General features: G+C 60.2%; 14 protein-coding genes. 1 reads left to right on the forward strand and 13 read right to left on the reverse strand.

Annotated elements, in window-relative coordinates; genetic code table 11:
* From miaB to AC4CWH_RS14550, 13 genes are all read right to left on the reverse strand, one after another.
* The gene (gene miaB, locus AC4CWH_RS14490) at positions 1-1428 is read right to left on the reverse strand and encodes a tRNA (N6-isopentenyl adenosine(37)-C2)-methylthiotransferase MiaB (RefSeq protein WP_491319277.1); all 1428 of its coding nucleotides are present in this window, start codon (positions 1426-1428) and stop codon (positions 1-3) included.
* Positions 1429-1475: 47 nt separating this feature from the next.
* On the reverse strand, positions 1476-2270 hold the full coding sequence (gene olsA, locus AC4CWH_RS14495) for a lyso-ornithine lipid O-acyltransferase (protein WP_491319278.1): 795 nt from the start codon (positions 2268-2270) through the stop codon (positions 1476-1478).
* The gene (locus AC4CWH_RS14500) at positions 2267-2695 is read right to left on the reverse strand and encodes a Fur family transcriptional regulator (protein ID WP_491319279.1); all 429 of its coding nucleotides are present in this window, start codon (positions 2693-2695) and stop codon (positions 2267-2269) included. Before AC4CWH_RS14500 ends, olsA begins: the two co-directional genes overlap by 4 nt.
* Before the next feature lie 42 nt (positions 2696-2737).
* A complete protein-coding gene (locus tag AC4CWH_RS14505; protein WP_491319280.1) occupies positions 2738-3232 on the reverse strand; it encodes a GNAT family N-acetyltransferase in 495 nt (164 codons plus the stop codon).
* 9 nt (positions 3233-3241) lie between these two features.
* Entirely contained in the window at positions 3242-3901 is a 660-nt protein-coding gene (tsaB, locus tag AC4CWH_RS14510; protein ID WP_491319281.1) for a tRNA (adenosine(37)-N6)-threonylcarbamoyltransferase complex dimerization subunit type 1 TsaB, read from the reverse strand.
* A gap of 6 nt (positions 3902-3907) precedes the next feature.
* A complete protein-coding gene (locus tag AC4CWH_RS14515; RefSeq protein ID WP_491282748.1) occupies positions 3908-4474 on the reverse strand; it encodes a NifU family protein in 567 nt (188 codons plus the stop codon).
* Between the two features lie 114 nt (positions 4475-4588).
* Entirely contained in the window at positions 4589-5083 is a 495-nt protein-coding gene (locus tag AC4CWH_RS14520; RefSeq protein WP_491282749.1) for a universal stress protein, read from the reverse strand.
* Between the two features lie 120 nt (positions 5084-5203).
* Positions 5204-6268, reverse strand: a complete 1065-nt coding sequence (gene trpS / locus AC4CWH_RS14525) for a tryptophan--tRNA ligase (RefSeq protein WP_491319282.1) — start codon at positions 6266-6268, stop codon at positions 5204-5206.
* A 138-nt stretch (positions 6269-6406) separates the two neighbouring features.
* Positions 6407-6811 carry a VOC family protein gene (locus AC4CWH_RS14530; RefSeq protein ID WP_491319283.1) on the reverse strand — a complete coding sequence of 135 codons (405 nt, stop codon included), beginning with the start codon at positions 6809-6811 and terminating at the stop codon, positions 6407-6409.
* Between the two features lie 56 nt (positions 6812-6867).
* Complete coding sequence (locus AC4CWH_RS14535) at positions 6868-8475, reverse strand: ABC transporter ATP-binding protein (RefSeq protein ID WP_491319284.1); 1608 nt, start codon at positions 8473-8475, stop codon at positions 6868-6870.
* 2 nt (positions 8476-8477) lie between these two features.
* Positions 8478-9608, reverse strand: a complete 1131-nt coding sequence (locus AC4CWH_RS14540; RefSeq protein ID WP_491319285.1) for an ABC transporter permease — start codon at positions 9606-9608, stop codon at positions 8478-8480.
* Positions 9601-10524 carry an oligopeptide ABC transporter permease OppB gene (gene oppB, locus AC4CWH_RS14545; RefSeq protein ID WP_491319286.1) on the reverse strand — a complete coding sequence of 308 codons (924 nt, stop codon included), beginning with the start codon at positions 10522-10524 and terminating at the stop codon, positions 9601-9603. The genes AC4CWH_RS14540 and oppB overlap by 8 nt, the downstream gene beginning before the upstream one ends.
* A 62-nt stretch (positions 10525-10586) precedes the next feature.
* Entirely contained in the window at positions 10587-12185 is a 1599-nt protein-coding gene (locus tag AC4CWH_RS14550; RefSeq protein ID WP_491319287.1) for a peptide ABC transporter substrate-binding protein, read from the reverse strand.
* A 362-nt stretch (positions 12186-12547) separates the two neighbouring features.
* On the opposite strand from AC4CWH_RS14550, the gene AC4CWH_RS14555 reads away from it, so the two are divergent.
* A complete protein-coding gene (locus tag AC4CWH_RS14555; protein WP_491282756.1) occupies positions 12548-12970 on the forward strand; it encodes a YcbK family protein in 423 nt (140 codons plus the stop codon).
* Positions 12971-12975: the final 5 nt, after the last annotated feature.

The raw sequence follows: 12975 nt of genomic DNA on the forward strand, positions 1-12975 counted from the left end.
TTAACGCTCGATCCTCTCGGCAAACAAGCTGTTTGGTCCCGTGCCTGTGATTCGTACCTGGATAATGTCACCGATTTGCGATGTTTTTGCATCAACATTCACAGACTGCAGCCACGGCGAGCGACCGATCAGCTGGTCGGGCATCCGGCCCGGCTTTTCAAGCAGCAGATCAATCGTCTTGCCGACGCAGGTTTCAGCGAACGCATGCTGCTGTTTCAGGAGAAGCGCCTGCAGCCGTTCCAGCCGCTCAGCCTTGACAGCATCATCGACCTGAGAACCGAGATCTGCGCCCGGAGTTCCCGGCCGCGTCGAATATTTGAACGAGAAGGCCTGGGCGTATTCGACGGTTTCCACAAGGCGCAGCGTATCTTCAAAGTCCGCGTCCGTTTCGCCGGGAAAGCCGACGATAAAATCACCTGACAGCGCGATATCGGGGCGGGCGGTGCGGATGCGCTCGATGAGGCGCAGATAATCGGCCGCCGTATGGCGCCGGTTCATCGCCTTCAGGATCCGGTCGGAGCCCGCCTGCACCGGCAGATGCAGATAGGGCATCAGGGTGCGCAGGTTGCGATGCGCGTCGATCAGCCGGTCATCCATGTCGCGCGGATGGCTCGTCGTATACCTAAGCCGCGCAAGGCCTGGAATTTCGGCCAGCCGATAGAGAAGATCGCCAAGGCTCCAGGCATCGCCGGAGGGACCGGCACCATGCCAGGCATTGACGTTCTGGCCAAGCAGCGTCACCTCGCGCACGCCCGCATCCACCAGGCGTTTTGCCTCGTCGAGGATCTGGGAAAGCGGCCGCGAGACTTCCGAGCCGCGCGTATAGGGCACAACGCAGAAGGTGCAGAACTTGTCGCAGCCTTCCTGCACCGTCAGGAAAGCTGTCACGCCGCGCGAGCGGATGGCGGAGCGTTCTGCGGCCGGCAGATGCTCGAACTTGTCTTCGACCGCATAATCGGTCTCGATCACCCGCTCGCCGGCACGCGCGCGTTTCAGCGCCTGCGGCAGCCGGTGATAGGTCTGCGGGCCGATCACCACATCGACGGCTGGCGCACGGCGCAGGATTTCCTCGCCTTCCGCCTGCGCGACGCAGCCGGCAACGCCGATCATCATCTCGCGGCCGTTGGCATTGCGCTCTTTTTTCATGTCGCGCAGCCGGCCAAGCGCCGAATAGACCTTGTCGGCGGCCTTTTCGCGAATGTGGCAGGTGTTCAAAAGAACGAGATCGGCATCCTCCACCGTCTCCGTCGTCACATAACCTTCGCTCGCCAGCGCATCGCCCATGCGCATGGAATCATAAACGTTCATCTGACACCCGTAGGTCTTGATGAACACTTTTCGCGCATTGCCCACAGGGCTTGCCTGCGGGATGGCGATGTCGCCGCCGGAGGGCGTGGCGGCTGAAAGGGTGGCTGTAAGGTCGGTCATGGCCGCCTCTTTACTGCAAGACGGCCTGAATTAGAAGGGCTTCGTGCTTAACGGCTGCGCGGATAAAGCCTGTCGCGCAGCATGGCGCGCAACCGGTCCACCACGGTTGCACCCGCCGCCTTGCGATTGGTCTCGGCGCGAAACTCCACCACCTCGCCGAAATCCACGTCCACTTCCATGGCTTCCGCCTTCAAGACGCCCATCAGATGCGGCACAAGTTCGACATCGCCGGGCCAAGCGGCAATCGGCCGGTGATAACGGCCCATCGGCATGCCATAGATGCCCGTATAGGCAATCGACACCGGCTGGACATAAACGACGCCATCGGGCGCGGAGGCGACGGCGGCGGAGGCTGCGCCGAACAACGATGATTTCACCTCCATCAACCGGTTGCCATCCGATGTCGTGCCTTCGGGAAACAGCACGATGATTTCCGATGCAGCAAGGCGAGCGGCAATCTCGTTCACCTGCTCGCCGGCTTTGCGCTTCTGCTCGCGCACCACGAAGACCGATTTCTGCAGCTTGGCAAGCCAGCCGAACACCGGCCAATCCGCCACCTCGGCCTTGGCGACAAAAACGACATCGGCAATCGCGCCGAGCACGAGAATATCCTTCCAGGAGGCATGGTTGGCGGCCAGCATCAACGGCCGGCGGCTTTCAAGCCGCCCATGCTGGCGAATGCGGATGCCGAGCAGATAACAGGCGCAACGGTGCCAGAAACGTGGCAGGCGGCGGCGCAGCGTCCAGTCGAATTTCAAAGACAGAAGCTGCACCGGCAAAAGCACAAGCGTCAGCACCGAGAGGAGCAGGAAGACCAGCCCGATCCGCAGCCAGTTGATCACGGATCGTCCTTGTCGAGCGGGATGCCGTACAGCTCCAGCCGGTGGCCGACGAGACGGAAGCCGTGCTCGCGGGCAATGCGCTCCTGCAGCGCCTCGATCTCGGCAGAGCGGAATTCCACCACTTCGCCGGTCTTCACATCGATCATGTGGTCGTGATGTTCTTCCGGTACGGTTTCATACCGCGAGCGCCCATCGCGAAAATCGTGCCTCTCGATGATCCCGGCATCCTCGAACAGTTTGACCGTGCGATAGACCGTGGAAATGGAGATACGCGAATCGACCTTGGTGGCGCGGCGGTAAAGCTCCTCCACATCGGGATGGTCGTCGCTGTCCTGCAGGATGCGCGCAATCACGCGGCGCTGATCGGTCATGCGCATGCCACGCTCGGCGCACAGCTCCTCCAGGGATTTGGAAAGGTCTGTCATGTCGTCAGGGGCCTTGCGTCGCAGAATTTTATCTTTACCGGACTAGCGAAGATCGCGCCGCATGACAAGCGCTGCGGTCCGCGTGCCATCCGTACCGGTGTAGTATGCCGGGCGTCGCGCCACCTGCAAAAAGCCCAGACGCTGGTAAAGCCCGACGGCCGCGACATTGTTTTCCGCGACCTCCAGAAACATGGTTTCGGCGCCGCGAACCTCCGCTTCCCGCAGTGCCGCCTGCATCAGACGCCAGCCAAGCCCGGTGCGGCCGAGTTTTTCACCGACGGCAATCGTCAGGATTTCCGCCTCGCCCGCCACCTCGCGCGACAACACGAAACCACCGAGCGGACGGCTGAAAAAAGCGTTGGATTGCAGGGCGGAGAAACCGAACACGCCGTCCTGAGCCAGCAGCGCCAACATTTCCTCCTCGCTCCACTGGCGCGAAAAACGCTGGCCATGCAGCTCGGAGGCAGGGCGGCAATCGCTGTCCTGCATCGGCACGATATCGAAAAAGGGCTTCCAGGTCAGGTAATCGTCAAACATTGGGAATCGTCAGGCGCGGGAAAGAGCAAATCCGTCCTGCGGTTTAGCATCCGGCCCGCGAAGGTAAAGCGGTTTCGGCCGCGCCGCATCCGCCTTTGCTTCCGCACCGATGCGGGCGACCATGGCAATATCGAAGCGATCCGGCTCACCGGCAGCAACGTCGCCCGCCAGAAGCGCTGCGGCAGTGCCGGTAACGGCTGCACCATGGATTTGCGCGAGATGGCGTAGATCCTCAAGCGAAATGGCGGCAGCCTCAGTCAGGGCAACACCGTCAGCGCCAAAAACCTGCGCATAGATCTCGTCGCGCTTGGCATCCATCGCGGCGATGACCGGACGGGTTGCATCCTGCGCCAGAGAGGCCCGTGCCATGACGGAGAGCGTGGTCACGCCCACGGCATCGGCTGACAGGGAGAGCGCAAAACCACGGGCGGCGGCCACGCCAACGCGAATGCCGGTAAACGAACCCGGCCCGATGGTGACGGCAATGCGGGTGATATCCGACAGCGCAACGCCGGCCGTCTCCAGCACATCATCAATGATCGCCATCAGCCGTTCCGCATGGCCCTTGCCGATGCGTTCCGTCACGGAGGACAGGATCTTATCCTGCGAAGCGTCATAGACCGCGGCGGAACAATCCACCCCGGCCGTATCGATGGCGAGCAGCATCATGAAGGATCAGAGCGCCTCGACCGACTGCACTTCCGGCACGAAATGCTTGAGCAGGTTCTGCACGCCATGCTTCAGCGTTGCCGTCGAAGACGGGCAGCCCGAGCAGGCACCCTTCATGTTGAGGTAAACCGTGCCATCGCGAAAACCCTTGAAGGTGATATCGCCGCCATCCTGGGCAACGGCCGGACGCACGCGGGTTTCAAGCAGCTCCTTGATGGTGGCAACGATCGTTTCGTCGCCGTCCTCGAAGAACTCACCTTCCTCGTCGGTTGCTTCCGCCATGCTGGCCGAACCGCCCATGACAGGCTGACCGGACATGAAATGTTCCATGATGGAGCCGAGAATGGCCGGCTTCAGGTGCTGCCATTCCTGGGATTCCTTGGTCACCGTGACGAAATCATAACCGAAATAGACGGCCGTAACGCCATTAATGGTAAACAGGCGGGCGGCCAGCGGCGAGGCCTCGGCTTCATCGGCATTGCGAAAATCCGCCGTGCCCTTTTCCATCACCACCTTGCCGGGCAGAAACTTCAAGGTTGCCGGGTTCGGCGTGGATTCTGTCTGGATGAACATCTGGGGATCTCCTTGGCAGCCGTGGCAGCGCCAGTTTAGAACTCTTCAAAAGAAGATAATCGGGTTCATGTTTTTATTCAAGTGCGTATTTGCACGGCTGCGATCAAGACCCCGTCAGCAGAGCGCATCGATCTCGTCATTGGTCAGCGTATCCGGGAGAACGGTGACCGGAATGGGAAATGCCGCGCCGCGCGCCGCAAGTGAGGTCACCAGCGGCCCCGGCCCTTCCTTGGAAGAGGAGCCTGCGGCCAGCACCAGAATGGCAATATCGCGGTCTTCTTCGATCACCGCGTTGATCTCGTCAGAGGCGCTTCCCTCGCGGATCACCACTTCCGGATCGATGCCGATGGTTTCACGCACGCGCTGGGCAGCCTTTGCCATCACGGCTTCGGCTTCCTCGCGCGCTTCGGCACGCATGATCTGTTCGACGCCCAGCCATTGCTGGAAATCACCCTCGGGAATGACGAACAGCAGGATCAGCCCGCCGTTGGAATTTTTGGCACGACGCCCGGCATAATGCACGGCACGTTCGCATTCCGGCGTACCGTCGATGACCGCCAGAAATTTGCGGCGATGCCCCTCGAGCCGTGAAAGACGCTTTGAAACCATGGACGCTCCCCCTCATCTCGACCGGATGTATCGCGTTTGAGAACTTATACCAATCGGCGAAAATGAAAACCCGCCGTCCCATGAGGGGCGGCGGGTCATCCAATCACGCGCCAAAAGCGATCAGCGCAGGAAGCCGACGATATCGAACACCTCGTTCATCACCTTTTCGGCGCGGGCGCCGGCGCGTTCGCCACCATCGCGCAGGATGGCGTCGATATGGCTGGTATCGTCCATCAAGCGGCGCATTTCGCCGGTGATCGGCGACAGAACATGCACGGCAAGATCCGCCAGCGCCGGCTTGAACACGGAAAACTGCTGACCGCCGAATTCGGAAATCACCTGTTCCTTGGTCTTGTCCGACAGCGCCGCATAGATGCCCACGAGGTTTTCCGCTTCCGGACGACCTTTCAGGCCCTCCAGTTCAGACGGCAGGCCTTCCGGATCGGTCTTTGCCTTGCGGATCTTCTTCAGGATCTCGTCGGCATCGTCCATCAGGTTGATGCGCGAAAGATCCGACGGATCGGATTTCGACATCTTCTTGGTGCCATCGCGCAAGGACATGACGCGCGGCGCCGGCCCATCGATCAACGGCTCGACCAGCGGGAAATAGCCGTGGATCGGCTCTTCACCGACGACCATGTCAACACCCGTGCCGGTGGCGCGGATTTTCTCCTGGAAGTCGATGTTGAATTTTTGCGCGATATCGCGGGCCAGTTCCAGATGCTGCTTCTGGTCGTCGCCGACAGGCACATGGGTGGCACGATAGACCAGAATGTCAGCCGCCATCAGGCTCGGATAGGCAAGCAAGCCGAGCGAGGCGTTTTCGCGGTCCTTGCCGGCCTTGTCCTTGAACTGCGTCATACGGTTCATCCAGCCGATGCGGGCAACGCAATTAAAGATCCAGGCAAGTTCCGCATGCTGCGGCACGGCCGACTGGTTAAAGACGATATGTTTTTTCGGGTCGATACCCGAGGCGATGAAGGCGGCGGCAATCGAGCGGATCTGGCCGCGCAGATCGTCATGGACAAGCTGGGCGGTGATCGCGTGCAGATCGACGACGCAATAGATGCAATCATTGTTTTCCTGCAGCGCGACAAACTTGCGGATCGCGCCGAGATAATTGCCGAGATGGAGATTGCCGGTCGGCTGGACGCCGGAGAAAACAAGCGGCTGGAAGGTATTCATATCGTCCTCATTCAGGCTGGTGGAGGGCCACAGGCTTTCGGGAAAACGCGTCATCGGAAAGGGTGAAGATCTTTCCGCCCGCGCCCCTGAGGGCCATGGTGCTAACGGCGCGCTTGAAGCACGGCTTGGGCCTTGCGATCAAGAGGCTCCGTCCGTGTTGTGCTGGATCAGATCCCAAAGATTGCCGTAGAGATCGGAAAACACCGCAACCGTGCCGTAAGGCTCATGCCGCGGCTCTTCGATGAACCGCACACCCTTCGACATGAAGGCTGAATGGTCACGGGCAAAATCATCCGTTGAGAGGAAGAAGCTTACGCGGCCAGCTGTCTGGTTTCCAATCGCTGCCTGTTCGACCTCGCCATCGGCGCGGGCCAAAAGCAGCGAGGCACCCTCGCCGCCCTTCGGCTTGATGACCACCCAGCGCTTGCCCTCTTCCGGCAGGGGCGTGTCGAACACGGGTTCGAAGCCGAGTACCCCACAATAGAAATCTTTCGCGCGGTCATAGTCATCGACAACAAGGGTCACGAGAAACAGGCTCGGCATGCATCTCTCCGTTAAAAAAGTTACGCCCGGCAGAACCGGGCGTATCATGACTTCGCTTAATGCGTGAAGGCGGCTGCAATCAGCGCCTTGGTATAATCCTCGGCGGGACTGTCGAAAATCTCTTCCGTCGGCCCCTCCTCCACGATGCGGCCGTTCTTCATGACAACCACATGGTCGGACATGGCGCGCACCACCGAAAGATCGTGGCTGATGAAGACATAGGAAAGATCATGCTTAGACTGCAGGTCGCGTAGCAGTTCGATCACCTGCCTTTGCACCGAACGGTCGAGCGCCGAGGTCGGCTCGTCCAGAATAACCACCTTGGGCTTGAGGATCATCGAACGGGCAATGGCGATACGCTGGCGCTGGCCGCCGGAAAACTCGTGCGGATAGCGGTTGCGGGCGGCCGGATCGAGCCCGACCTCCTTCAGCGCCTCGATGGCCCGCTTGTCCCGGTCGGCCTTGGAAAGCGCCGGCTCGTGGACATAAAGCCCTTCGGTGATGATCTCACCCACCGTCTGGCGCGGCGAGAGCGAGCCATAAGGGTCCTGGAACACCAGCTGCAGCTGGCGCCGGTAGGGCCGCATCTGTTTGCGATCGAGGCTCGAGACATCGGTCGTCTCGAAACGATAACGCCCGTCCGATTCCAGCAGACGCAGGAGCGCGCGGCCGAGCGTCGACTTGCCGGACCCGGATTCGCCGACGATGCCGATCGTCTGCCCCTGCCGCAGCCGCACCGTGACATTATCCACGGCGCGAAAGGTCTGGTTGCCCTTGAACAGGAACCCGCCGCCAATATCGAAATCAACGACGACATTGCGGCCTTCCAGAATGACGGGAGCCTCCGCAGGCGGCGCGGGCTTCACGCCGGCAGGCTCGGAGGCGAGCAGCATCTTGGTATAGTCATGCTGGGCATTGCCAAAAATCTCGTCGCGCGTGCCCTGTTCGACAATCTCGCCACGCCGCATCACGACAACGCGGTCGGCGACATGCTTCACCACACCCAGATCATGGGTAATCAGCACGATGGCCATGCCGAAGCGCTTTTGCAGGTCGGCGAGAAGATCCAGAATCTGCGCCTGGATCGTCACGTCGAGCGCTGTCGTCGGCTCGTCGGCAATCAAGAGGTCCGGCTCGTTCGCCAAGGCCATCGCGATCATCACGCGCTGGCGCTGACCGCCGGACATTTCATGCGGGTAGCTGTCGATGCGCCGCTCCGGGTCCGGGATGCCGACGAGTTTCAACAGTTCCAGCACGCGGGCGCGGGCCTCACGCTTACCCATGCCGCGATGGTGGATGAGCGGTTCGGCAATCTGTCGCCCGATCGTGTAGAGCGGATCGAGCGAGGTCATCGGTTCCTGGAAGATCATGGTGATCTTGGAGCCGCGCACGCTATTGAGCGTCGAAAGGCTGGCGCCGACCAGTTCCGTCTCGCCATACCGCGCCGAGCCGGACACACGGCCATTGCTGGCCAGAAGCCCCATGATCGCCATCATCGTCTGGCTCTTGCCGGAACCGGATTCGCCGACGATGGCGAGCGTTTCGCCCTTCTTCACCGAAAAGCCGGTGCCCTTCACCGCATTCACATCGCCATCAGGCGTGGTGAAATCCACCTTCAGGTTGGCAACCGTCAGCACGGTGTCGTTGGTCTCAGTGGTATCCATGCTCAACGGTCCTTCGGATCGAGCGCGTCGCGCAGGCCGTCGCCGACGAAATTCAGCGAAAACAGCGTGATGACGAAGAAGATCGACGGGAAGATCAAAAGCCAGGGTGCATTCTGCATGTTTTTTGCCCCTTCCGAGATCAACGTACCCCAGCTCGCCAGCGGCGCCTGAACGCCAAGGCCAAGGAAGGACAGGAAACTTTCCGTCAGGATCACCTGCGGCACCACCACAGTCACAAACACGATGACCGGCCCGATAGTATTGGGGATGATGTGGCGGCGGATGATCTGCCAATCAGACAGACCCAGAGCCTGCGCCGCACCGACGAATTCGCGGCGTTTCAGCGACAGTGTCTGGCCGCGCACGATACGGGCCATTTCCAGCCATTGCACCGCGCCGATGACGGCAAAGATCAGGATGACCGAGCGGCCGAAGAACACGACGAGCACCACGACGAGAAACACGAAGGGCAGCGAGTAGAGGATTTCCACAAATCGCATCATCACATTGTCGACGCGCCCACCGAGATAACCCGACGTTGCGCCGTAGACGACGCCGATGCCGAGCGAGACGAGCGAGGCCGCAAGCCCGACGGCAATGGAAATCTGCCCGCCGAGCATGACGCGCACCATCAGGTCACGGCCGTTGCTATCGGTGCCGAAGAAGAAATATTTCTGGTCCACCGTGCCTGACAGCACCATGGAGAGCTGGTCGGGGGCGGTTTCCTTGACCTCCGTCGACTTGAACTCGTTCACCCGGTCGAAATACCGCACCGAGCGCGGATCGATAGGGCTTGAGGAGGTGACTTTGGCTGTAAACACCCCCTTTTCGATCTCGAAGCTTTCGAGCGTCAGGCGGGCGCGCCTTGCAGCCGACGAGGCGACATCTTCCAGCGTCTTCGGGTCCGGCCGGGGCGAAAGGCTCGGCGGGATCGTGACATAGGAGGCAAACACCTGGTCATAGGCATGCGGCACGAAGAGCGGGCCGGCAAAGGAAAAAAGCCCGATCAGCAGCAGCACGAGGCAGGAGACCATGGCCGCCGTGTTGCGGCGAAAGCGCATCCAGGCCAGCTGGCCAAGGCTTCGGCCTTTCATCTCGGGTGCTGGTGCGGAAATAGTGGTCATGTCAGTCATGGCGAACCCTCGGGTCGAGCAGGCCATAGGCGATATCGACCAGGAGATTAAAGAGGATCACAAAGATCGCGACGAGGATGACGGTGCCCATCACCAGCGGATAATCGCGGTTCAGCGCCCCCAGCACGAAATAGCGACCGACGCCCGGAATGGTGAAAATGCTTTCCACCACGGCCGAACCGGTGAGAAGTGCTGCCGCACACGGCGCCAGATAGGACACGACCGGCAACATCGCCCCGCGCAGCGCATGGGTGACGACCACGACCCGGGACGGCAGGCCATAGGCGCGGGCCGTGCGGATATGGTCGGTATGCAGGGCCTCGATCATCGCGCCACGGGTGAGGCGCGCAAAGACGGCCAACTGCGGCAGCGCCAGCGCGATCATCGGCAGGATAAGATATTGCGCCGAGCCATCACCCCATCCGCCGGCCGGCAGCCAGGAGAGAAGGACGGCAAACACCAGCGTCAGCACCGGACCAACGACGAAATTGGGAACGGTGACGCCAACGGTTGCAAACGCCATCAGGCCGAAATCGAGCACGCTGTTCTGGCGAAGGGCGGCAATCGTGCCGAGCAACACGCCGCCGACCAGCGCAATCAGGATGGCCATGGAGCCCAGCTGCATCGAATAGGGCAGCGCCTTGCCGATCAGCTCGGCAACGGTATTGTCCTTGTAGATGAAGCTCGGGCCAAAATCGCCCGTCAGCGCATTGCCGATATAGGAGAGATATTGCCGCCAGATCGGCTGGTCCAGATGGTAGGTCGCCATCAGGTTGGCCATGGTCTGGGGCGGCAGCGGACGTTCCAGGTTAAACGGACCGCCAGGCGCAAAGCGCATCAGGAAAAACGAGATCGTCACGACGACGAACACCGTGGGAATGGCGCTCATCAGCCGGCGCAGGACAAAGCTGATCATGGGTCAAAAGCATGACGCGCGACGACCTTTCCAGGTTGCCGCGCGCCATTCTCCCTCAAGAGTTATTCGGAGACGCTCAAATACTTGGACAGATGCTCGTTGACGGCATTGTCGGTCCAGCCGGAAATGCGCGACGATACCAGCCAAAGGTCGGCTGAGTTCATGAACGGTGCAATCGGCTGGTCACGGCTGAGAATGGCTTCCGCCTTCTTCAGGATTTCCATGCGCTTTGCCACATCCCGCTCCTCGTTCGACTGCTGCATCAGCGCATCGAACTCGTCGTTCTTGTACTTGGCGTAGTTGAAGGTGACGTTGGAGCCGACATTTAGGGTCAGGAAGTTTTCCGGATCGGCATAATCGGCCGTCCAGCCGGCGCGCGCCACGTTGAACTTGCCGCCTTCCTGCAGGTAGGCATAATGCGAGGCGACATCGAGATTGATCAGCGAGACATTGGCACCAAACGTGTTCTTCCACATGTCGGCAACAGCCGTTGCAACGCGCTCGTGGTTGGCGTTGGTGTTGTAGCGGATCTCGATGTTGAGCGGCTTTTCGCCCTCACCGTATCCCGCTTCCTTCATCAGTTCGATGGCCTTGTCCTCGCGGTCGATCTGCGACAGCGACGCCCAGTCCGGCACGGCACCCTCGCCATACCCTTCCATACCCGGCGGCACGAGGTGATAGGCCGGCAACTGCGCGCCGGAATAGATCTCGTTTGCCAGGAAGTCGCGGTCGACGGCCATGGAGAGCGCATTGCGCACGCGCACGTCGCTATAGGGCGCCTCGCGCGTGTCGAACGTGTAGTAATAGGTGGCAAGCGTCGGGCTGACATGCACCTGATCGCCATAGCTTTCGCGCAGGCGCTTGATCTGGTCGGCGGAGAAATTATAGACGAGGTCCATTTCCTTCGCCTCGAAACGGCGCACGGATGCGGCATCGTCATCGATCGGGTAGAAGATCACCTTGTCGAGCTTGACGTTGGCGGCATCCCAATACTGGTCGTTCTTCACCACCGTCAGCGTGTCGTTCGGCACGTGGCTCTCAAGCTTGAAGGCGCCGTTGGAGACCATGTTGCCCGGCTTGACGAACTGATCGCCGAACTTTTCAAAATTGGCCTTGTTGATCGGCAGCGCCGTCTGGTGCGCCAGAAGCTGCAGGAAGAACGGCGTCGGGCGCTCGAGCGTGATTTCCACCGTCTTTACATCCACGGCCTTCACGCCGAGCTGATCCACGGGCACTTCGCCCTTGTTGACCTTCTGCGCATTCTTGATCGGGTAGAGAATGTTGGCATAACCGGCCGCCGTCTTCGGGTCTTCGACGCGGCGCATGGAGAACACGAAATCCTCTGCCGTCACGTCAGAGCCGTCAGACCATTTGGCATTGTCGCGCAGCTTGAACGTATAGACAGTGCCATCGTCGGACATGGTCCAGCTTTCAGCGGCACCCGGCACGATCTCGCCCTTGGCATCATAAATCGTCAGGCCTTCGAACAGGTCCTTGACCACGAAGCTTTCGATGTTGATGGAGATGTGGGCGTAATCGAGCGTCTGCGGCTCGCCGCTGTTGCCGCGATGAAGAACCGCCTCGGCCAGCGCATTGCTCGCGCCGAACAGAAGCGATCCGACGAGAATTGTGGTCGCCAACCTGGATTTCATGAATGCCATTTTTCTTTTCCTTCCCCCCAATTTCCTGGGTACAGGGCACCGTACAAATGCGAATCTTGATCGCAAAACAAGTGGAGCGTCAGCACATTCGACAATATGCAGGCATTTTTGCGACATTAATGCGTCATCCACAACCTACGATCTCCCACATGATGCGTCATCAGACGCTGACGTTTTCAAAGCGGCATCGATGAGCCGAAAAAAGCGATGGTCTGCGAAGTGGTTAACGGAAATTAGGATCAAAGGCAGACATATCTAGAATTTGAGCATTTTTGTCCTTACTGACGTCACTTTATGAAACGAAATGCTCCGCCAGTTGAAATTCAGCTCATCCTCATGGGCATCGAACTGACGGAGACATCATGCGCACATTGTTCTGCGTCGCGCTGGCCAGCATAATGACCATTTCGTCCGCCATGGCTGCGGACACCGAAACTGTGAAAAAACGCCGCGCCAACCTGTTCAAGCACGATTATAGCGCCGCCTATACGGTGCAGCGGGTGAGCGTCAAAACCGAATGTTTCCCGGAAAAGCTGGAAGCCATCCTTGCCCATATCGCGGTGGAGACGGGACACAAGCCGGTGGTTACCTCCGGCCACCGCCCGCGTTCCGGCAAGTCGCAGCACAGCCATTGTCTGGCCGCCGATATCCGCGTGCCGGGTGTGTCCGATCGCACTGTCATTGCCGCTGCGGCGACGGCACCGGGCATCGGCGGCATCGGGCGTTATTGCAACGGCATCATCCATGTCGATGTGGGGCCAAAACGCCGCTGGGTCTATTGCTGAGGCAA

The organism is Neorhizobium sp. PAMB6716, assembly GCF_058242805.1.